This window comes from Ralstonia sp. PBBBR1 (assembly GCF_002256165.1).
In the GTDB taxonomy this organism is placed as follows: domain Bacteria; phylum Pseudomonadota; class Gammaproteobacteria; order Burkholderiales; family Burkholderiaceae; genus Ralstonia; species Ralstonia thomasii.
The window spans coordinates 39,870-59,368 of sequence record NZ_NKIL01000002.1; the positions used below are offsets into that span (position 1 = coordinate 39,870).

At 62.7% G+C, this 19,499-nt stretch carries 19 protein-coding genes; 14 read left to right on the forward strand and 5 right to left on the reverse strand.

Annotation, left to right across the window (positions count from 1 at the left end; all coding sequences use genetic code 11):
- The first annotated feature begins 112 nt into the window (after positions 1-112).
- The 4 genes from aceE (at position 113) to lpdA (ending at position 7,148) form a co-directional block, all read left to right on the forward strand.
- Positions 113-2,803 (forward strand): pyruvate dehydrogenase (acetyl-transferring), homodimeric type, encoded by a 2,691-nt coding sequence (gene aceE / locus CFE42_RS00215; RefSeq protein ID WP_004635948.1) that lies wholly within the window; start codon positions 113-115, stop codon positions 2,801-2,803.
- Positions 2,804-2,956: 153 nt separating this feature from the next.
- On the forward strand, positions 2,957-4,630 hold the full coding sequence (gene aceF, locus CFE42_RS00220; RefSeq protein WP_004635946.1) for a dihydrolipoyllysine-residue acetyltransferase: 1,674 nt from the start codon (positions 2,957-2,959) through the stop codon (positions 4,628-4,630).
- 105 nt (positions 4,631-4,735) lie between these two features.
- Positions 4,736-5,308 (forward strand): MFS transporter, encoded by a 573-nt coding sequence (locus CFE42_RS00225; RefSeq protein ID WP_004635945.1) that lies wholly within the window; start codon positions 4,736-4,738, stop codon positions 5,306-5,308.
- 58 nt (positions 5,309-5,366) lie between these two features.
- On the forward strand, positions 5,367-7,148 hold the full coding sequence (lpdA, locus tag CFE42_RS00230) for a dihydrolipoyl dehydrogenase (RefSeq protein WP_004635942.1): 1,782 nt from the start codon (positions 5,367-5,369) through the stop codon (positions 7,146-7,148).
- 104 nt (positions 7,149-7,252) lie between these two features.
- On the opposite strand, the gene CFE42_RS00235 is transcribed toward lpdA, so the two are convergent.
- Both CFE42_RS00235 and CFE42_RS00240 read right to left on the reverse strand, forming a co-directional pair.
- On the reverse strand, positions 7,253-7,813 hold the full coding sequence (locus CFE42_RS00235) for a hypothetical protein (RefSeq protein WP_037044962.1): 561 nt from the start codon (positions 7,811-7,813) through the stop codon (positions 7,253-7,255).
- 337 nt (positions 7,814-8,150) lie between these two features.
- Positions 8,151-8,732, reverse strand: a complete 582-nt coding sequence (locus CFE42_RS00240; RefSeq protein WP_004635938.1) for a phasin family protein — start codon at positions 8,730-8,732, stop codon at positions 8,151-8,153.
- Positions 8,733-9,087: 355 nt separating this feature from the next.
- On the opposite strand from CFE42_RS00240, the gene CFE42_RS00245 reads away from it, so the two are divergent.
- The 5 genes from CFE42_RS00245 to pbpG all read left to right on the forward strand — a co-directional run bounded on the left by CFE42_RS00245 (position 9,088) and on the right by pbpG (position 13,858).
- Positions 9,088-10,092: a histone deacetylase gene (locus CFE42_RS00245; protein WP_004635937.1), complete on the forward strand. Its 1,005-nt coding sequence runs from the start codon at positions 9,088-9,090 to the stop codon at positions 10,090-10,092.
- On the forward strand, positions 10,089-11,006 hold the full coding sequence (locus CFE42_RS00250; RefSeq protein WP_004635935.1) for a DMT family transporter: 918 nt from the start codon (positions 10,089-10,091) through the stop codon (positions 11,004-11,006). The genes CFE42_RS00245 and CFE42_RS00250 overlap by 4 nt, the downstream gene beginning before the upstream one ends.
- 58 nt (positions 11,007-11,064) lie before the next feature.
- Positions 11,065-11,508, forward strand: a complete 444-nt coding sequence (locus tag CFE42_RS00255) for a thioesterase family protein (RefSeq protein ID WP_004635933.1) — start codon at positions 11,065-11,067, stop codon at positions 11,506-11,508.
- A 15-nt stretch (positions 11,509-11,523) separates the two neighbouring features.
- On the forward strand, positions 11,524-12,231 hold the full coding sequence (locus CFE42_RS00260; RefSeq protein WP_004635930.1) for a nitroreductase: 708 nt from the start codon (positions 11,524-11,526) through the stop codon (positions 12,229-12,231).
- A gap of 436 nt (positions 12,232-12,667) precedes the next feature.
- Positions 12,668-13,858: a D-alanyl-D-alanine endopeptidase gene (gene pbpG, locus CFE42_RS00265; RefSeq protein ID WP_012435898.1), complete on the forward strand. Its 1,191-nt coding sequence runs from the start codon at positions 12,668-12,670 to the stop codon at positions 13,856-13,858.
- Between the two features lie 67 nt (positions 13,859-13,925).
- Here pbpG and CFE42_RS00270 read toward each other — a convergent pair whose 3' ends face one another.
- Positions 13,926-14,723, reverse strand: coding sequence for an IclR family transcriptional regulator (locus CFE42_RS00270; protein ID WP_004627146.1), 798 nt, complete (start codon positions 14,721-14,723; stop codon positions 13,926-13,928).
- Positions 14,724-14,963: 240 nt separating this feature from the next.
- Here CFE42_RS00270 and CFE42_RS00275 point away from each other — a divergent pair, with 240 nt between their 5' ends.
- The 5 genes from CFE42_RS00275 (at position 14,964) to CFE42_RS00295 (ending at position 17,978) form a co-directional block, all read left to right on the forward strand.
- Positions 14,964-15,689 (forward strand): (Fe-S)-binding protein, encoded by a 726-nt coding sequence (locus CFE42_RS00275; RefSeq protein ID WP_004627145.1) that lies wholly within the window; start codon positions 14,964-14,966, stop codon positions 15,687-15,689.
- A 35-nt stretch (positions 15,690-15,724) separates the two neighbouring features.
- Positions 15,725-17,134: a LutB/LldF family L-lactate oxidation iron-sulfur protein gene (locus CFE42_RS00280; protein WP_004627143.1), complete on the forward strand. Its 1,410-nt coding sequence runs from the start codon at positions 15,725-15,727 to the stop codon at positions 17,132-17,134.
- On the forward strand, positions 17,131-17,412 hold the full coding sequence (locus CFE42_RS00285; RefSeq protein WP_004627142.1) for a hypothetical protein: 282 nt from the start codon (positions 17,131-17,133) through the stop codon (positions 17,410-17,412). Before CFE42_RS00280 ends, CFE42_RS00285 begins: the two co-directional genes overlap by 4 nt.
- A 69-nt stretch (positions 17,413-17,481) precedes the next feature.
- Positions 17,482-17,796: a TM2 domain-containing protein gene (locus CFE42_RS00290; RefSeq protein ID WP_004627140.1), complete on the forward strand. Its 315-nt coding sequence runs from the start codon at positions 17,482-17,484 to the stop codon at positions 17,794-17,796.
- 14 nt (positions 17,797-17,810) lie between these two features.
- Complete coding sequence (locus CFE42_RS00295) at positions 17,811-17,978, forward strand: hypothetical protein (protein WP_004627138.1); 168 nt, start codon at positions 17,811-17,813, stop codon at positions 17,976-17,978.
- Here the strand turns inward: CFE42_RS00295 and CFE42_RS00300 are convergent, their stop codons facing one another.
- Together CFE42_RS00300 and aat are read right to left on the reverse strand one after the other, a co-directional pair.
- Complete coding sequence (locus CFE42_RS00300) at positions 17,979-18,746, reverse strand: arginyltransferase (protein ID WP_004627135.1); 768 nt, start codon at positions 18,744-18,746, stop codon at positions 17,979-17,981. It abuts the gene before it with no gap.
- A complete protein-coding gene (gene aat / locus CFE42_RS00305; protein WP_004627134.1) occupies positions 18,733-19,479 on the reverse strand; it encodes a leucyl/phenylalanyl-tRNA--protein transferase in 747 nt (248 codons plus the stop codon). Before aat ends, CFE42_RS00300 begins: the two co-directional genes overlap by 14 nt.
- Positions 19,480-19,499 lie beyond the last annotated feature (20 nt).

The following is a 19,499-nucleotide window of genomic DNA, read 5'->3' on the forward strand; positions in this document are numbered from 1 at the left end:
CCCATAGAATCAGCGCAAAAGTCGGGGTGGCCCTTGCGTGCGTGTGAACGCGCGTGCCAGTGGGCGCCTCACAAGAGACGCAACTACCGTTACTGCTACCAAGGAGACCGCCATGTCGGCCGTACCAGAACAAGTCCTGGGTGCCACGAGCGCCAGCGACGTTGATCCCCAGGAAACCAAGGAATGGCTGGAGGCGCTGCAAGGCGTCATCGGCGCGGAAGGCCCGCAGCGCGCGGCATTCCTCCTCGACAAGCAGATCGAGTACGCGCGCATCAACGGCGTGACGTCTCCGCTGCACGCAGAAACCCCCTATATCAATACGATCCCGGTCGAGAACCAGGACCGCATTCCTGGCAACCAGGAAATCGAGCACCGCATCCGTTCGTATACGCGCTGGAACGCCATGGCGATGGTGCTGCGCGCGAACAAGGACACCAACGTCGGCGGCCATATCTCGTCGTTCGCTTCGGCGGCCACGCTGTATGACGTCGGCTACAACCACTTCTGGCACGCCCCGTCGGACAAGCACGGCGGCGACATGGTTTTCGTGCAGGGGCACTCGGCGCCGGGCGTGTACTCGCGCGCATTCCTGCTGGGCCGTCTGAGCGAGGAGCAACTCGACAGCTTCCGCCAGGAAGTCGACGGCAAGGGCATCTCGTCGTACCCGCACCCGTGGCTGATGCCGGATTTCTGGCAATTCCCGACCGTGTCGATGGGCCTGGGCCCGATCATGGCGATCTACCAGGCGCGCTTTACCAAGTACCTGGCCAGCCGCGGCCTGATCCAGAACTGGGAAAACCGCAAGGTCTGGGCGTTCCTGGGCGATGGCGAAACCGACGAGCCGGAATCGCTGGGCGCGATCGGCATGGCCGGCCGTGAAAAGCTGGACAACCTCGTCTTCGTGATCAACTGCAACCTGCAGCGCCTGGATGGTCCGGTGCGCGGCAACGGCAAGATCATTCAAGAGCTGGAATCGGAATTCCGCGGCGCAGGCTGGAACGTCATCAAGGTCATCTGGGGCAGCCGCTGGGATCAGCTGCTTGCCCGCGACACGAAGGGTCTGCTGATGAGCCGCATGATGGAATGCGTCGACGGCGAGTACCAGACCTTCAAATCGAAGAGCGGCGCTTATGTGCGCGAGTTCTTCTTCAACACGCCGGAACTCAAGGCCATGGTGGCCGATTGGTCCGACGACGATATCTGGGCGCTGAACCGTGGTGGCCATGATCCGCACAAGATCTACGCGGCATTCCAGTCGGCGACCAACCACAAGGGTCAGCCGACCGTCATTCTCGCCAAGACCATCAAGGGCTATGGCATGGGTGAGGCCGGCGAAGCGATGAACATCGCCCACCAGCAGAAGAAGATGCCGGTGGACGCCATCCGCAAGCTGCGTGATCGCTTCAACATTCCGGTTGCCGACGACCAGCTCGAGCACGTGCCGTACGTCAAGTTCGAAGAAGGCTCGAAGGAACTCGAATACATGCGCAAGGCCCGTATGGACCTGGGCGGCTACCTGCCGGCCCGTCGCCAGAAGGCCGACGCGCTGCAGATTCCCGCGCTGGCTGCGTTCGACGCGTTGCTCAAAGCCACCGGTGAAGGCCGCGAAGTGTCCACGACGATGGCCTTCGTGCGCATTCTGAACATCCTGCTGAAGGACAAGAACATCGGTAAGCATGTTGTGCCCATCGTGCCCGATGAGTCGCGTACGTTCGGCATGGAAGGTCTGTTCCGCCAGGTGGGTATCTGGAACCAGGAAGGCCAGAAGTATGTGCCGCAGGATCACGACCAACTGATGTTCTACAAGGAATCGCAGACGGGTCAGGTGCTGCAGGAAGGCATCAACGAAGCCGGTGCCATGTGCGACTGGATCGCGGCCGCTACGTCGTATTCGACGCATGGCGTGGCGATGATCCCGTTCTACATCTACTACTCGATGTTCGGCATCCAGCGTATCGGCGACCTCTGCTGGGCCGCCGGCGACATGCGCTCGCGCGGCTTCCTGCTGGGCGGCACAGCTGGCCGTACCACGCTGAACGGCGAAGGCCTGCAGCACGAAGACGGCCACTCGCACGTGTACCACGCTGCCATCCCGAACTGCATCTCGTATGACCCGACCTTCCAGTACGAACTGGCGGTGGTGATGCAAGACGGCCTGCGTCGCATGTATGTCGAGCAGGAAGACGTCTATTACTACCTGACGGTGATGAACGAAAACTACGAGCACCCGGAAATGCCGGCGGGTGTCGAGGCGGACATCATCAAGGGGATGTACCAGTTCAAGAAGGGCGTCGAAAACAGCAACGCACCGCGCGTGCAACTGCTGGGTTCGGGCACGATCTTCCGCGAGGTGATCGCCGCCGCCGAGCTGCTCAAGAAGGACTGGGGCGTGGAATCCGACCTGTGGGGCTGCCCGAGCTTTACCGAGCTGGCCCGTGAAGGCAACGCCATCGCGCGCTGGAACCTGCTCAACCCGACGGCACCGCAACGCGAGTCGCACGTCGAGAAGCTCCTCAAGAACGCACGCGGTCCGGTCATCGCTTCGACCGACTACGTCCGTACTTTCGCCGAGCAGATCCGCGCCTTCGTGCCGCGTCGCTATGTGGTGCTGGGCACCGACGGCTTCGGCCGCTCGGATACCCGCGAGAAGCTGCGTCACTTCTTCGAGGTGGATCGCTACTGGGTGACGGTTGCGTCGCTCAAGGCGCTCGCCGATGAAGGCGTGCTGCCGCGCGAGAAGGTGGCCGAGGCACTGAAGAAGTACAACCTCGATCCGAACAAGCCCAACCCGATGACCGTATAACGGAGCCGCCGGGCGCGCGGGTTGCGTTCCGGCCGGGCACCGCCCTGACAGACTTTCCGCAACGTGCATTTGCCTGCACGATGCGGTAGCCTGCGGGGCACCGCGTGTCCTCCGCCGGATGCTCTCGCCGCCAGACCCTCTGGAGACAGAAGAATGAGTCAAGTCGTAGAAATCAAGGTGCCGGACATCGGCGACTACAAAGACGTCCCGGTGATCGAAGTGCTGGTCAAGGCGGGCGATACCGTCAACGCCGAAGATTCGCTGGTCACGCTGGAATCGGACAAGGCGACCATGGACGTGCCCTCGCCCAAGAGCGGCGTCGTCAAGGAAGTGAAGATCAAGGTGGGTGACACCGTGTCGGAAGGCTCGCTGGTGCTGTTGCTCGAAGAGCAGGGCGCTGCTGCCGCACCGGCCCCGGCACCTCAAGCTGCGCCCGCACCGGCTCCGGCCGCTGCTGCACCGGCGCCCGCACCCGCCGCGCAAGCTCCGGCCCCTGCGCCGGCTGCCGCTGGCGGCGGCACGGTTGAAGTGAAGGTGCCGGACATCGGCGACTACACCGATGTGCCCGTCATCGAAATCAGCGTGAAGGTGGGCGACAGGGTGGAAGCCGAGCAGTCGCTGATCACGCTGGAATCGGACAAGGCCACGATGGACGTGCCGTCGCCGGCTGCCGGCACGGTCAAGGAAATCCGCGTGAAGGTGGGCGATGCCGTGTCGCAAGGCACGCTGATCGTCGTCCTGGAAGGTGCTGGCGGCGCTGCTGCTGCGCCAGCACCCGCACAAGCGCAGGTGTCCGCACCGGCTGCCGCTGCGCCGAGCCCGGCCCCTGCGGCTGCGCCCGCAGTTGCGTCGACCGCAGCGCCCGCTACTTACACCGCTGACACGGTCGGTACGGTTGGCAAGGCTGCTCACGCCAGCCCCTCGGTGCGCAAGTACGCGCGCGAGCTGGGCGTCAACGTGAATCTGGTCGGGGGCACGGGTCCGAAGAACCGCATCACGCAGGAAGACGTGCAGCGCTACGTCAAGGGCGTGATGAGCGGCCAGGCTGCGGCGCCGGGCAAGGCTGCCGCGGGTGCACCGGCCGGTGGCGGTGAGTTGAATCTGCTGCCGTGGCCGAAGGTGGACTTCACCAAGTTCGGTCCGGTCGATCCGAAGCCGCTGTCGCGTATCAAGAAGATTTCCGGCGCGAACCTGCACCGCAACTGGGTCATGATCCCGCACGTCACCAACAACGACGAGGCGGACATCACCGAACTGGAAGCCTTCCGCGTGCAGATGAACAAGGACCACGAAAAGGCCGGCGTGAAGTTCACGATGCTGGCATTCGTGATCAAGGCAGTCGTGGGCGCGCTGAAGAAATTCCCGACCTTCAACGCGAGCCTGGACGGCGACAACCTGGTCTTCAAGCAGTACTTCCACGTCGGCTTCGCGGCCGATACGCCCAACGGGCTCGTGGTGCCGGTGATCCGCGATGCGGACAAGAAGGGTCTGATCGACATCGCCAAGGAGATGGCGGACCTGTCGAAGGCTGCCCGCGAAGGCAAGCTCAAGCCGGACCAGATGCAGGGGGGCTGCTTCTCGATCTCGTCACTGGGCGGCATCGGCGGCACGCATTTCACGCCGATCATCAACGCACCGGAAGTGGCCATCCTTGGCTTGTCGCGTGGTTATCAGAAGCCCGTTTGGGACGGCAAGCAGTTCGTGCCGCGCCTGACGCTGCCGCTGTCGCTGTCGTACGATCACCGCGTGATCGACGGCGCCGAGGCTGCACGCTTCAACGCGTATCTGGCCAGCGTGCTGGCGGACTTCCGCCGCGTCAGCCTGTAAGCCCACGCGGGCGCGGCACGCATCTGGCTTCGGGCCTGTGCGTGCCGGCCCGGTTGGGTTTGCAGCGGTCGGCGGACTGGTCAGTGGACTGATGGCGAGGACGACATGACGACGTGCGTGGTGGTCAAGAAAGACGGCGAAGTGGCGATTGCGGCCGATTCGCTGGTGACGTTCGGCGATACGCGCCTGGCGCGCGGTTACGAGCAAAACCAGAAGATCTTCCAGGTGGGCGATTCGCTGATCGCGCTGGCGGGCACGACGGCCCACTTCCCGGTCATGCGGAGTCTGTTAGCGGGTCTGGCCGATGAGTGTCGCCTCGGCACGCGTGACGACGTCTTCCGGACCTTCCTCAAGGTGCACGAAAAGCTCAAGGACGAGTATTTCGTCAACACCAAGGAGGACGACGACGACCCGTACGAGTCGTCGCAGATCACCTGCCTGATCGCCAACGCCACCGGCATCTACGGCGTCTATTCGTACCGCGAGGTGTTTTCGTTCGACCGCTTCTGGGGCATTGGCTCGGGGCGCAATTTTGCGCTAGGAGCCATGTCGGCGGTGTTTGACATGCCGGGCAAGTCGGCGGCGGACGTTGCACAGGTGGGCGTGTCCGCAGGCGTGGAATTCGACAAGAGCTCGGGCGGTCCGATCGAAGTGCACACAGTACGTCTGCAGGATTGAAAAGCGTCAGCGGGCCCGGGCGATGCCGGGTGCCGACGACAAGAACAAGGAGTCAGGAATGAGCGTGGTGGAAATCAAGGTGCCGGACATCGGCGATTTCGATGCGGTGGAAGTCATCGAAGTGCTGATCAAGGCGGGCGATACCGTGGCGCCCGAGCAGTCGCTGATCGTGCTGGAATCCGACAAGGCCAGCATGGAAGTGCCGTCGGAGGTGGCTGGCAAGATCGTCGACGTAAAAGTCAAGGTGGGCGACAAGGTCAGCAAGGGCACGGTGATCGCGACGGCGGAAGCTGGCGCGGCTGCTGCTCCAGGACCTGCACAAGCGCCGGCTCCGGCCCCAGCACCGGCTGCCGCACCGGCAGCATCAGCCCCGGCACCGCAAGCGGCCAAGCACGCCGGCGGCGCCGACATCGAGTGCGAGATGCTCGTCCTGGGCTCCGGCCCGGGCGGTTATTCGGCCGCATTCCGCAGTGCGGATCTGGGCATGAACACTGTGCTGGTGGAGCGTTTCTCAACGCTGGGCGGCGTTTGCCTGAACGTGGGGTGTATCCCGTCGAAGGCGTTGCTGCACACGGCGGCCGTCATGGACGAAGTCAAGGCGATGGCCGCACACGGCATTGTCTACAGCGAGCCGACGGTTGATATCAACCAACTGCGCAAGCACAAGGAGTCCGTCATCGGCAAGCTGACCGGCGGGCTGGCCGGCATGGCCAAGGCACGCAAGGTGCAGGTCGTGCGCGGTGTTGGCACGTTCCTGGATCCGAATCACCTCGAAGTGCAACTGACGGACGGCGACGGCAAGGCAACGACGGGCGAGAAGAAGGTCATCCGTTTTGCCAAGGCAATCATCGCTGCAGGCAGCGAGGCCGTGAAGCTGCCGTTCATTCCGGAAGATCCGCGCATCGTCGATTCGACCGGCGCGCTGGAGCTGCGCGAAGTGCCGGGCAGGATGCTGGTCATCGGGGGCGGCATCATCGGCCTGGAAATGGCGACCGTGTACAGCACGCTGGGCGCCCGCATCGACGTGGTGGAAATGCTCGATGGCCTGATGCAGGGCGCTGACCGCGACCTCGTCAAGGTGTGGGACAAGATGAACAAGAGCCGCTTCGACAAGGTCATGCTCAAGACCAAGACGGTCGGGGTCGAGGCCAAGCCGGACGGCATCTACGTCAAGTTCGAGGGCGAAGCCGCATCTGCCGAGCCGCAACGCTATGACATGGTGCTGGTGGCCGTGGGCCGCACCCCGAACGGCAAGCGCATTGGCGCCGAGAAGGCCGGCGTGGCGGTGACCGACCGTGGCTTCATCGACGTGGATAAGCAACAGCGCACGAATGTGCCGCACATCTTCGCGATCGGCGACCTCGTGGGGCAGCCGATGCTGGCACACAAGGCCGTGCATGAAGGTCACGTGGCGGCAGAAGCCGCGCACGGCGAGAAGGCGTATTTCGATGCCAAGCAGATTCCGTCGGTCGCCTATACCGATCCGGAAGTGGCCTGGGCAGGTCTGACCGAAGACCAGTGCAAGGCGCAGGGCATCAAGTACGGCAAGGGCGTGTTCCCGTGGGCCGCTTCGGGCCGCGCGATTGCCAACGGCCGCGACGAAGGCTTCACGAAGTTGATCTTCGACGAGGAAACGCATCGCATCATCGGTGGCGGCATCGTTGGCACGCACGCCGGCGACTTGATCGGCGAAATCTGCCTGGCCATCGAGATGGGCGCGGACGCCGTGGACATCGGCAAGACCATCCACCCGCACCCGACGCTGGGTGAGTCGGTGGGCATGGCTGCGGAAATCTACGAGGGTGTTTGCACGGACGTGCCCCCGGCTCGTAAGCGATGAACTGCAATTAACCGCCAGAGTTTGGAGGCAACTCCGGATCTGGCTGGCAAACAAAAGGGCCGCTCGAATGGGCGGCCCTTTTGTTTGGGATGATCGGCGGCAGGTCAGTGCCGAGGCTCGGCTGGGCGCCGATGCCGACGTAGCACGCGCACTGCCGCGATCAGGCGGCGCCATATCTGCTGCATCGTCCCATGTCGACGGGCGCGCCAGACGGCAATTCGTACCTGGAAGGCTTGCCAGGTCGGTGTTGCTTGCAGGGTGGCCAGCATGCGCTGCTTCCATGCCAGGAACGCGGATTCCCAGCGGGCATACCAGGCGATCGTGTGCAACTGTGGGCGCACGGCGGAATAGATGCGCACGCCCAGCCCCGTACTGACGATTTTCGCTGCGACCAGAACGATGGCGCCTGCAATGAGATGGCCCCGCGCCAGCACGTAGACGGCCGCCAGCTTGAACGGCAGCAATGCGAGCATTGGCAGGGCAAAGGCGCAGAGGGCTTCGATGGGCTCCAGTTGCGCCAACTTCCGCTCCGCCGCTTGGACCCAGGGATGCGCCGCCAGACGGGCGGTTACCTGCCGCATGACGTTCCAGATCCACTCTTCTAACAGCAGGATAAGCGCAGCCGCGACGATCAGACTTCGCTTGGCCATGGATTCGCGAGACATTGGGAAGGAGAAGAGGGCGGCGAACCGCAATACAGAATGGAGCGTCGGCTGCGTGTAAAAGTTCGCAATTTGAAGAGGAGACGTTTCCCATGCACACAAAAAACCCGGCCGAAGCCGGGCTAAAGGTACCCACTGATCACCACTGAGGACAGGTTTCGGTAGCGGGACCGAGGAGACAATCCAACGAACACGGTGGAATGGACCAGCGGCCGCGCGTTTGGGTTCCGCGCAAATGCACGCAAACGATGTGTTTGGAGGATGGCTCGACGGCCAAAACAAAACGGGCCTCCCGAAGGAGGCCCGCTTCAACAACCAGAAAACTGAAGCAGCTTAGCGCTTAGGCAGCGGTCGTCGTCGACTTCTTGCCGGTGGCAGCGCGCGCTTGGGCCGATGCTTGAGCCGTTGCCTTGCTGGCAGCGTTGGCAGCAGCGTGGAAGTTGCTTTCAGCCAGTTCCACAGCTTGCTTGGTGGCCTTCTGCACCGAATCGTAGGCGTTGTTGGCGGCCGACAGAGCCGACTTCACCAGGGCAACTGCCGATTCCGAACCAGCCGGAGCGTTCTTCGACACGTTGTCGACCAGCGCTTGCAGCTTGCGGCTGTTTTCAGCGATTTGCACTTCAGCAGCCTTGCTGAATTCGGTTTGCGTGTCCGAAGCGATTTCGTACAGGTGACGGCTGTAAGCCAGAACCTTTTCAGCCAGCGGCTGCACTGCGGCGGTTTGCACCGACAGCAGCTCTTGGGCGTCCTTGGCGGTCAGTGCCTTCTTGGCGTGTTCGACGTTCTCGGCCAGGGTAGCCTTGACGACTTGCAGGTTCAGTTCGACCAGCTTTTCGACGCCTTCAAAAGCCTTGTTGGTCAGACCGAAGAACGTTTCCAGGTTGGCCTTGTGCGCCGCAGCGATCTGTTCCTGAGTCAGCATGTTGTCTCTCCAAATACAAAGGTGGGTGGGGAATCAAAATGAAAATTTAGATCGCCCAGATGTACAAAGCATGACGGTCTGCGTCGGGCCTTCCAGGCGACATCGCGATGAATTAGGGATGGTGCATCGCAACAATTTCATTGTTGTTGAATGTCAAACCAGTGTCAAGCGTCCTTTGTGCATCGCACAAAAAACAGAATTCGTTGATTTTCCGTGCACAGGAATTGCGTGACCAACCGTTTGGCATAATTTTTTGTGGCAGGAAAATGCGCGTCCGTGGTGCATGCGAAGTGCATTTGACCAACTCTGGCCGCAAATCCGTCTCAAAAAACATACGAGTGCAGCGTAGGTTACGATGCGCCCGAGTGCTATTTTTGTTGCGTTGCGATTTGTTATTCACATGCGGGCGTTCTATACCGACCACTTTGTCTTGCCGCTGCCGCCGGGCCATCGGTTTCCAATGCGCAAGTACAGCGACCTGCGCGCACGGGTTCTGGCCGACGTGCCGGGGCTATCCATGCATGAGGCGCCGCGGGCCGATGACGACGCGTTGCTGCTGGCGCACACGTCTGAATATGTTGAGGCGGTAAGCGCCGGGCGGCTTGACCCTGCGCGTCAGCGGGAGATCGGGTTTCCCTGGTCGCCGGAAATGGTCGAGCGCAGCCGCCGTTCGGCGGGGGCCACGATGGCCGCGTGCGAGGCTGCGCTGGCGGATGGCATTGCCGTCAATTTGGCGGGCGGCACGCACCATGCCTATGCGGACAAGGGCGGCGGTTTCTGTGTATTCAACGACGCTGCCATCGCCTCGCGCTGGATTCAGCGCCGGCCGGGCAGGACGCCGGCGAATTTTCCGGTCGCCATCGTCGATCTCGACGTACATCAGGGCAACGGCACGGCGTCGATCCTGCGCGATGACGCGGCTGTTTTCACCTTGTCCTTGCATGGAGAGAAGAACTACCCGTTCCGCAAAGAAGCCTCGGATCTGGACATCGGCCTGCACGATGGCTGCGGCGACGAGGACTATCTGCAGGCGCTGACTGGCGCCCTCGATATCCTGGCCGGGCGCTTCAAGCCACAGTTGATCATCTATCTGGCCGGCGCGGACCCGCACGAGGGCGATCGCCTCGGCCGGCTCAAACTGACTCTCCAGGGTCTGGCCCGGCGCGACCAGGAAGTCTTCGATTTCGCATATCAACGGCGCATACCGATTGCCGTTACCATGGCGGGCGGCTACGGCAACAATATCGACGATACCGTGGCCGTCCACGCGCAGACCATCGCGCTGGCTGCGCGGCACGCACAGCGCTGGGCGGCCCGCGACGAGGCCGCCGCCTCGCACTCTCTTCCGCTTTCCGCATGACCCAAGCGTCTTCCGTCGCGCCAAACTTGGCGCGCGACTCCCTGTTTGTCGTCGCCATGCCGTGGCTGTTCGTGTTGATCTGGAGCACGGGCTTTATCGTGGCCAAGTACGGGATGCCGTATGCGGAGCCGATGACCTTTCTGTTTTTCCGCTTTGTGGGCGTGCTGGTATGCCTGCTACCGCTGGTGTGGATGGCGCGTGTGCCGCTGCCGCGCCGCTCCGGCATGGGCGAAACCGACTGGGCGACAGTCGGCCACATCGCGGTGGCCGGTTTGCTGATGCAGTGGGGGTACCTTGCGGGCGTGTGGGCAGCGGTTAAGCTGGGCATGCCGGCAGGGATGACTGCGCTGATCGTCGGCATGCAGCCGATTTTGACTGCGCTGTATGTCTCGATGCGTGGGGAGCGTGTGTCGGGCCGCCAATGGTTGGGATTGCTATGCGGCATCGCGGGCGTGGGCCTGGTGGTGGCCAACAAGTTGCATCTGGCGGGCGTGGGCGCGACGACGCTTGCGCTGTGCGTGAGCGCGCTGCTGTCGATCACCGTGGGTACGCTCTATCAAAAGCGCCATTGCCCGGTGTTCGACCTGCGGATGGGCGCGTGCATCCAGTTCGGGGCATCGGCGCTGCTGTGCCTGCCGTTCATGTTTCTGTTTGAGACGCGCGAGGTGCATTGGACGCTGCCGATGATCGGCTCGCTGGTGTGGTCGGTGCTGGCGCTGTCGATCGGCGCGATCTCGCTGCTCTTTGTGCTGATCCGCAGGGGCGCGGCCACCAAGGTGACGTCGCTCATGTATCTGACGCCGCCTACGACCGCCGTGATGGCGTGGGCGCTGTTCGGCGAACGTTTTCCGCCGCTTGCGGCGCTGGGCATGGTGATTGCCGCCTGCGGTGTGGCGCTCGTCATCCGTAAGTGACCGCGTTTGAGTGCCTGGCGTATCCTGATCACTTTCCACTGCCACCGGCCAGCCGCCCATGAGCACGCCCCGTCAGACGCGCGACGACTACCGCCACTTCCACACCATCACCACGCGCTGGATGGACAACGACGTCTACGGTCACGTCAACAACGTCGTCTATTACAGCTATTTCGATACCGTGGTGAACGCGTATCTGATCGAGCAGGGCGTGCTGAACCCTGAACACAGCGACACCATCGGCCTCGTCATCGAGACACAATGCAACTACTTCGCGCCGCTGTCGTTTCCCGATCCCGTGGTGGCAGGGCTGCGCGTTGCACGCCTTGGCAACACGAGCGTGCGCTATGAGGTGGGTCTGTTCCGCTGCGACGCCCAGGAGGCCGCCGCTCAGGGCCATTTCGTGCACGTCTACGTCGACCGCGAAACACGTCGCCCGGTGCCACTGCCCGATGCGCTGCGTGCTGTGCTCGAACCGCTCGCGTCCAATATCACCGCCTGAATTTTGCGCATCGCCATGACCGACCGACGCCCCACCTCCACAGAAGTCGAACGCGTCGATCAGGCAATCACTTCGCGCCGCTCCGTTCGCGCATTCTTGCCGACGCCCGTCGCCCGGGAAGACATCGAGGCGATCCTCGATGTAGCGCGCCGTGCGCCGTCAGGCAGCAATACGCAGCCGTGGAAGGTCTATGTGCTGACGGGCGAGTCGAAGGCGCGCTTGTCCGAATCCGTGTTGGTGGCGTACGACCACCCGGAGGTGGACATGCTGCATCGCGAGGAGTATCCGTACTACCCGCGCACGTGGGTCGATCCGTACCAGAGTCGGCGCCGCAAGGTCGGCTGGGATCTTTATGGCCTGCTCGGCATTGGACGCTCCGACAAGGAACGCATGCACGCACAGCACGCGCGCAACTTCCGATTCTTCGATGCGCCGGTCGGCATCATCTTCACAATCGACCGCGTGATGGAGCAGGGCAGTTGGCTCGATTACGGCATGTTCCTGGAAGCCGTGATGGTGGCCGCGCGTGCTCGGGGCATCGATACATGCCCACAGGCCGCGTTCACGCAGTTCCATCGGGTCATCGCAGAGCATCTCGGGCTGACGGATGACGAGATGGTCGTCTGCGGCATGTCGATGGGTTACGCGAATCCTGCCGCCATCGAAAATACGCTTGTCACCGAGCGGGCGCCTGTCTCCGACTTCACCCGGTTCCTGGACTGACGTCGTTATCACGGCGCTGCCTGCACGCTACAGCGCACATCTTCGTGCAAAGCGAGAATTGGCGGTGAAAAGTCGCCGAATTATGTCAACAGATACGACCGATCCGTCGTTAGACTTCCATCTGCGACTCGACGTACGCGGCGCGTGTGTTGTGAGGGAATGTTGGGGACGGTTGTAAACCGTGATTGTCGTCACTTGCGATCGAATCACGGGGTATTTTCCGGTCCCACTTCCGATCTACACGGGGCGAAATGTGCGTTTTGTGCAACTTTCTTCGCGATTAGGCTCCTGCTCCGGCAGACAATTGCGTCGAAATGGTGACCGAATGATAAGGCTCCACAGGTCAAACTTTAAGGCCGTGAGCTAAGTCCTTCATCTTGCTAAGAATTTTGTTTTTGCCTACACTTGCGCCATCTCACGCGCGGGTGATCGAACCATGTCACGGTCTGTTTCCTCATTTTTTCGACGTCTCGGCTTCGTTTCGCTGATGACCGTCGCGCTCGCTGCCGTCTCTGTCACTACCGTGGCCAACGCTGCCACGACCGACAAAAAACCCGCCGCTAGCAAGAAAGCCAAATCCAAAGGCAAGACCGTCGCCAATCGCAAGGCCAGCGCCAAAGTCGCGGCTACGAGCGGCGATGAAGTCGCCTCCACCAAAGTCCGCAAGGTCGTCACCGTCAAAGGCAAGCGTCGCGTGATCATGGTCGAGCGCGGTGCACGTCCGGTGCGTGCGGCGTTCGTGCCGGCGTCCCCGACACTTGGTGAAGCGATGGGACTGCGTTCGACGCCCGATGCGTTGGCGCTGCGTTCCTCCGTTGCGCTGGTGATGGACCAGAACAACGGCGAAGTGCTGTTCCAGAAGAATTCGTCGGCCGTGCTGCCGATTGCCTCGATCACCAAGCTGATGACCGCACTGGTCGTGACCGATGCACATCAGCCGATGGACGAGCTGCTTGAAATTACCGATGAGGATCGCGACTACGAGCGCAACACGGGCTCGCGCCTGCGCTTCGGCACGATGCTCACGCGCGAAGACCTGCTGCTGCTGGCGCTGATGTCGTCGGAAAACCGTGCAGCCTCCGCGCTGGGCCGCAACTATCCGGGCGGTCGTCCGGCATTTGTTGCCGCCATGAACCGCAAGGCGCATGAACTCGGCATGAACGATACACACTATGTCGATTCGAACGGCCTGTCTAGCAGCAACGTGTCGAGCGCGCAGGATCTCGCCAAGATCGTGATAGCTGCCTACAAGGTGCCGCTCATTCGTCAATTCACAACCACCCCCGAACATACGGTCAGCGCCAACGGCCGCACGCTGCACTACGTCAACACCAATCGTCTGGTGCGCGGCGGCGAATGGGATATCGGCCTGCAGAAGACCGGCTTCATCAACGAAGCCGGCCGCTGCCTCGTCATGCAGGCCAACGTGCATGGCCGCAATGTCGTGATGGTGTTCCTGGATTCGGCCGGCAACCTCACGCGCTTTGCGGACGCCACGCGTGTGCGCAATTGGCTGGAGCGCAATCCGCACATCGAGCCGGCCACGCAAGCGGCTGCGCCGCTGCGGAATGTACCGGTGTCGACGCAGCCCGCCACCGTGCTGGCGTCGGAGCAGCACGGCGCCTGAGCCACCGCATCACCCAACAAAAAAGCGCGTTCGATGACGCGCTTTTTTGTTGAGCAAAACCGGCGGCTCACTCCGCGCGCACGGCGTCCTCTTCATACGTGTAGCCCATGCCTTTGGAGATCTGTAGCGCGGTGTCCTTGAGATTGTCGAGCCAGCTGTCCTGCAACCGGTCTGCCGGTGCAGACAGCGACAGACCTGCTACCAGCCGGCGCGAATCATCATAGATGCCGGCAGCGATGCAGCGCACGCCGAGTTCCAGTTCTTCGTTGTCACGCGCGTAGCCGTTGGTGCGCACCCAGTTGAGTTCACGTTCGAGCTTGGGCAAGTCCGTGATCGACGTGCGGGTGTGGCCGGACAAACCGGTACGCGTGGCATAGGCCCGCACACGGCCGAGTTCGTCTGCAGCCAGGAACAGCTTGCCGACCGACGTCAGGTGCAGCGGTGCGCGGCCACCGATTGCGCGTACCACTTGCATGCCCGAGCGCTCGGAGTAGGCGCGCTCGATGTAGACGATCTCGTCGCCCTGACGCACCGAGAGGTTGACGGTCTGGCCCGTCAGGCGGTGCAGGGCGCGCATCGGTGCGAGCGCCGCTTCACGCACCGACAGGCGCGCCTTGACAAGGTTGCCCAGTTCCAGCAAACGCATGCCGAGACGGTAGCTGCCCGGGTCGGAGCGATCGACGAAGCGGCAAGCCACCATGTCGTTCAGGATGCGGTGCGCGGTGGACGGGTGCAGGCCGGTGCTGGCGGACAGCGCTTTCAGGCTGACCGGATCGGCGTGATCGGCAAGCGCGTCGAGCAGCATCATCATGCGTTCGATGACCTGGATAGACGTCTTGCCGGGGTCCTTGTCTGCTTCTGCCATGGGTGCAGTGGGTTGCGGATGCGATGCAAAATTCTATCCCACGATGTGAAAATGCGCACCCTCCCGACGCATGATTCCGGGTATTTTCGAGGGCTTTCTCGGTCGAGCAGCAACTGTGCTTGGCGCCACCTCGTGAAGCGCACTCACCAGTGACATGAAGAAGTTCTGTGCCCGCAGACCCGCGCCAGGGGCGGCGGCAGGCGCATAATGGCGACTTCCCGCAGAACACACGAGACTCCCATGCGCGTAGGTTTGTTCGTCACTTGCCTGATTGATCTGATGCGGCCCGACATCGGGTTTTCGGTGGTCAAGCTGCTGGAGAATGCCGGTTACGACGTCGTGGTGCCGCCCGCACAGACTTGCTGCGGCCAGCCTGCCTACAACTCCGGAGACCGCCCCTTGGCGCGCGACCTGGCCGAGAAAACGCTCAAGGAATTCGAGCAGTTTGACTACGTTGTCGTCCCGTCCGGTTCTTGTGGCGGCATGATCCGCAAGGGCTACGCCGATCTCTTTCGCGACGATCCGGAACTCGCGGGCCGCTATGAGCGCCTGGCGCCGCGTGTGTACGAATTGACGGATTTTCTCGTCAACGTGGCACGCGTCAAATCGCTCGACTCCGAATTTCACGGTCACGTGACGTACCACGATTCGTGCTCCGGTCTGCGCGAGTTGGGCGTGAAAGCGCAGCCGCGCGAGCTGCTTGGCAAACTGCCGGGCGTGCAGTTGACCGAGATGCCCGCATGCGAAGCGTGCTGCGGTTTCGGCGGTACGTTCTCGATCAAGTACGGCGATATCTCCACCGCCATTGCAGATGAGAAATGCGCCAACATCAAGGCCAGTGGCGCCGATACTGTGGTGCTCGGCGATGTCGGCTGCATGCTCAACATCGAAGGCCGGCTGCGCCGTATGGGCGACACGCACACGCGCGTGCTGCACATCGCTCAAGTCCTTGCGGGCGACGCGTAATCGCGACGCCAAGAACACGACGGAGACGCCATCACATGCAAGTCCGCAGCATGGAATTCAAAGCACGTGCCGGGCAGAAGCTCGCCGACAAGCGCCTGCAGCAGAACCTTACCAAGCTCTCGACCAAATTCGTCACCGCACGCGCGGCAGCCATCCAGGACATCGATTTTCCGGCTACGCGCGAAGCGCTGAAGGAGCGCCGCAACCGCGCGTTGGAAAACCTCGACGTCTGGCTCGCCACCTTCGAGGCGGAAGCGACGCGCCGTGGCGCCAAGGTGCTGTTTGCCGAAACCACGGCCGATGCCGCTCGCCTGGTCGCAGAGATCGCCCGCCAGCACGAGGTCAAGAAGGTCATCAAGAGCAAGTCGATGGTGACCGAAGAGATGCGCCTGAACCAGGTGCTCGGCGAGATGGGCGTGCAGAGCATCGAGACCGATCTGGGTGAGTACATCCTGCAGATCAACGATAGCGAGCCGCCGTCGCACATTATTGCGCCGGTCGTGCACAAGGATAAGGAGGAGATTGCTGATCTCTTCGCCAAGACGCACAAGAAGCCGCGTCTGACCGACATTCCCGAGATGACGCGTGAGGCGCGCGAAGTGCTGCGGCCCGAGTTTCTGTCCGCTGACATGGGCGTGACGGGCGGCAACTTCATCATTGCCGAGACGGGTTCCGTGGCGATCGTCACCAATGAGGGCAACGAAGGCATGTGCACGATCATGCCGCGCGTGCACGTTGCCGTGACGGGCATCGAGAAGGTGCTGCCGACGCTCGAGGATCTGGCGACCGTCATGCGCTTGTTGCCGCGTTCGGCGACCGGACAAGCGATCTCGAACTATTTCTCGCTGCTGACGGGCCCGCGCGCGCCCGGCGAGAAGGATGGCCCAGAGCATATGTACTTCGTCATCGTCGACGGCGGCCGCAGTGGCCTGATCGGCGGCGAATTCCAGGAGATGCTGCGCTGTATCCGGTGCGGCGCGTGCATGAACCACTGCCCGGTCTATCAGAAGATCGGCGGCCATGCGTACGGCTGGGTGTATCCGGGCCCGATGGGCAGCGTGCTGACGCCGAGCTACGTGGGGCTGTCGAACGCGCTGGACCTTCCGCAAGCGGCCACGCTGTGCGGTGAATGCAATCGCGTGTGTCCTGCGTCCATCCCGTTGTCGGATCTGTTGCGTACGCTGCGCGAGAAGCAAATGGAGCGCGAATTGCGCCCGCAAGCGGAGCGCTTTGGCTTGCGCGTGTGGGGCTTCATGGCACGGCGACCGGCGTTGTACTCGGCCGGTACCTGGGTTGCAGCGCGCGTGCTGCGTTGGATGGGCGGTGACAAGAAGCTGATCCACTCGCTGCCCGTCGGAAAAGGCTGGACCGACACACGTGACATGCCGGCCCCGGCAGGCAAGACGTTCCGCGAGCTGTATCGTGAGAAGAAGGCCCGAGCATGAGCAGCGCTGAATCCCTCCAAACGCTGCGCGACGCGCTCGACCGTCACGCAAAGTCGCCCGACCTGCCGCACTTGCTCAAGCAGTGGCGCGACGACGCAGTGCTCGCGCCGTTGGCAATCTTGCCGCCGGCGTATGACCAGGTGCGGCGCTCCTTGCTGCAGCGGCTGGATATGGCGGTGTCGTTTGGCGAAGAAAGCTGTTCGTTCTCGCCGTCGTCGTTGCTGGCCGAAATGCGTTTGTGGACGGACAAGGCTGAGGCGAAGCTCGCCAGCATGTAATCGCGGGGCGACATGGAACGCAGGATGCGTGCTAGTGTCTGACAGCTTATTCCCGTGTCAGCCAATGCCATGAATCAGACCGCCCGCGAAATCATGCTGTACGACGCCCAGAAGAAGAGTCCGGGCGTTGCCTACCTCTGGTGGTTTCTGCTGGGCTTCCTGGGGGCGCATCGCTTCTACCTGAAGCGGCCAGGCAGCGGTATCGCGCAGGCCATTGCCAACATCGGCGGCACATGGCTGGCGTTTCGTGACATGGATAACACCGCGGGCTGGGTGCTGGCCGTCATCGGCGGGCTGTGGGTGCTGGTGGACATGTTCCTGATTCCGGGTATGGTCCGCGCAAACAACACGGCGCTCGCCGAGCGGCTCTCGACCACGCCCTGAAAGGAATCGACCTCATGAACAAAACCACTTGGTGGAAGCGCGCCGCACTCTGGACGGCCGGTTTGGTTTGCGCAGCCGGCGCGTTGGCAGGCTGCACGACTTCGCGCGATCAATACCGCGAGAGTTCCAACATCAGCACTTACGGCGTGGTCGATGTCGGCGTCGAGCGCACGTCGCGCTGATCATCCTTCCGCGGCCTGCGGCGCGACGTCTTCAAACCGCCGCCACTCGCCATTGACAAGCAGTTCCAGCGGCTGGAACAAGGCCTTGTAGGCCATCTTGCGGCTCTGCTCGATCCAGTAGCCGAGATAGACGTAGGGCAGGTCCAGCGCCTGCGCCTGGGCGATCTGCCACAGGACGTTGTACGTTCCGTAACTCGCCCTCTGCTCGATCGGGTCGTAGAACGTGTAGACCGACGACAGCCCATCTTCCAGCACGTCGATCATGCTCACCATGCGCAGCTTGCCCGCCGATGGCGATTCGGGCGGCTCGCGAAACTCCACCAAGCGCGAATTCACGCGGCTCTGCAGCAGGAACTGCTCGTATTGATCGCGGCTGTCGTGATCCATGCCGCCGCCCGCATGGCGGACTGACTGGTACAGCAGGTAGAGCTGATAGTGCTCTTCGACATAGGTGAGCGGTGCAACCAGCGCCTCAAGCCCTTGATGCCGCTCGGCGGCACGGCGTTGCGCCCGCGATGGTGAATATTGATCAACGACGACGCGGCATGGCGTGCACGCATGGCAATCGTCGCAGTGAGGGCGATAGGTGAAGATCCCGCTGCGCCGGAAGCCAGCGCGCACGAGCTTGGAATAGACGTCTGCGTTGATCAGGTGCGCCGGGGTGGCGACCTGCGAGCGCGCCAGGCGGCCATCGAGGTAGCTGCATGCGTAAGGCGCGGTGGCATAGAACTGCAATGCCGAGAGGGGGAGTTCCTTAAGCTTGCTCATTGCGTACGGTCCACCGGCGGAGCACCGATTTGTCGAAGTGCCACGGCACAATGGCCGGCGCGCTGGCCGCTTCGCGCACATGTGCGAGAAACGCCGCGCGCGGCACCGGGGCACCGCCCAGCGACGCCAGATGCTCGGTTTCCTGCTGGCAGTCTATCATCGCGACGCCCTGACCGCCGAGGAAGGCGCAGAGCGCTGCCAGCGCGATTTTCGAGGCATCGGTGCGATGCGCAAACATCGATTCACCGTAGAACATGCGGCCAAGCGCCACGCCGTACAGGCCACCCACACGTTGCCCGGCGTGCCACGTCTCCACGCTGTGCGCGTAGCCGCGGCGGTGCAGGGCTGTGTACGCCTGGATGACGTCTTCGGTGATCCACGTGCCGTGCTGTCCAGGGCGCGCTGTGGTGGCGCACGCGACCATCGTTTCGCGGAAGGCGTGGTCGATGCGGATTTCCCAGGCCGGGTCGTCAAGCACGCGGCGCAGCGTCTTGCGAAACGTGGTTGATACGCGAAAGTCTTCGGGGCGGAGCACCATGCGTGGATCGGTGCTCCACCACAACACCGGCTGGCCCTGGGCATACCACGGAAAAATGCCTTGTCGATACGCAATCAGCAGCCGTTGCGGCGATAGCTCAGCGCTGGCGGCCAGCAGGCCGGGCGCTTCGGACTCCGGCCCGAGCGCGCGATCGACCGGCGGGAAGGGATCGTGCGGATCCAGCCAGGCAATCATGATGCGGACAACGTTGGTTG

What these genes read in the sequence shown, in the direction of transcription:
- CFE42_RS00255 (WP_004635933.1), top strand. Translation starts at nt 11,065, where the DNA reads ATGAGCACGCCCCGTCAGACGCGCGACGACTACCGCCACTTCCACACC.
- CFE42_RS00225 (WP_004635945.1), top strand. Translation starts at nt 4,736, where the DNA reads ATGACGACGTGCGTGGTGGTCAAGAAAGACGGCGAAGTGGCGATTGCG.
- CFE42_RS00270 (WP_004627146.1), bottom strand. Translation starts at nt 14,723, where the DNA reads ATGGCAGAAGCAGACAAGGACCCCGGCAAGACGTCTATCCAGGTCATC.
- CFE42_RS00260 (WP_004635930.1), top strand. Translation starts at nt 11,524, where the DNA reads ATGACCGACCGACGCCCCACCTCCACAGAAGTCGAACGCGTCGATCAG.
- CFE42_RS00235 (WP_037044962.1), bottom strand. Translation starts at nt 7,813, where the DNA reads ATGTCTCGCGAATCCATGGCCAAGCGAAGTCTGATCGTCGCGGCTGCG.
- CFE42_RS00300 (WP_004627135.1), bottom strand. Translation starts at nt 18,746, where the DNA reads ATGAGCAAGCTTAAGGAACTCCCCCTCTCGGCATTGCAGTTCTATGCC.
- CFE42_RS00275 (WP_004627145.1), top strand. Translation starts at nt 14,964, where the DNA reads ATGCGCGTAGGTTTGTTCGTCACTTGCCTGATTGATCTGATGCGGCCC.
- CFE42_RS00295 (WP_004627138.1), top strand. Translation starts at nt 17,811, where the DNA reads ATGAACAAAACCACTTGGTGGAAGCGCGCCGCACTCTGGACGGCCGGT.
- CFE42_RS00250 (WP_004635935.1), top strand. Translation starts at nt 10,089, where the DNA reads ATGACCCAAGCGTCTTCCGTCGCGCCAAACTTGGCGCGCGACTCCCTG.
- lpdA (WP_004635942.1), top strand. Translation starts at nt 5,367, where the DNA reads ATGAGCGTGGTGGAAATCAAGGTGCCGGACATCGGCGATTTCGATGCG.
- aceF (WP_004635946.1), top strand. Translation starts at nt 2,957, where the DNA reads ATGAGTCAAGTCGTAGAAATCAAGGTGCCGGACATCGGCGACTACAAA.
- CFE42_RS00240 (WP_004635938.1), bottom strand. Translation starts at nt 8,732, where the DNA reads ATGCTGACTCAGGAACAGATCGCTGCGGCGCACAAGGCCAACCTGGAA.
- aceE (WP_004635948.1), top strand. Translation starts at nt 113, where the DNA reads ATGTCGGCCGTACCAGAACAAGTCCTGGGTGCCACGAGCGCCAGCGAC.
- pbpG (WP_012435898.1), top strand. Translation starts at nt 12,668, where the DNA reads ATGTCACGGTCTGTTTCCTCATTTTTTCGACGTCTCGGCTTCGTTTCG.
- aat (WP_004627134.1), bottom strand. Translation starts at nt 19,479, where the DNA reads ATGATTGCCTGGCTGGATCCGCACGATCCCTTCCCGCCGGTCGATCGC.
- CFE42_RS00280 (WP_004627143.1), top strand. Translation starts at nt 15,725, where the DNA reads ATGCAAGTCCGCAGCATGGAATTCAAAGCACGTGCCGGGCAGAAGCTC.
- CFE42_RS00285 (WP_004627142.1), top strand. Translation starts at nt 17,131, where the DNA reads ATGAGCAGCGCTGAATCCCTCCAAACGCTGCGCGACGCGCTCGACCGT.
- CFE42_RS00245 (WP_004635937.1), top strand. Translation starts at nt 9,088, where the DNA reads ATGCGCCCGAGTGCTATTTTTGTTGCGTTGCGATTTGTTATTCACATG.
- CFE42_RS00290 (WP_004627140.1), top strand. Translation starts at nt 17,482, where the DNA reads ATGAATCAGACCGCCCGCGAAATCATGCTGTACGACGCCCAGAAGAAG.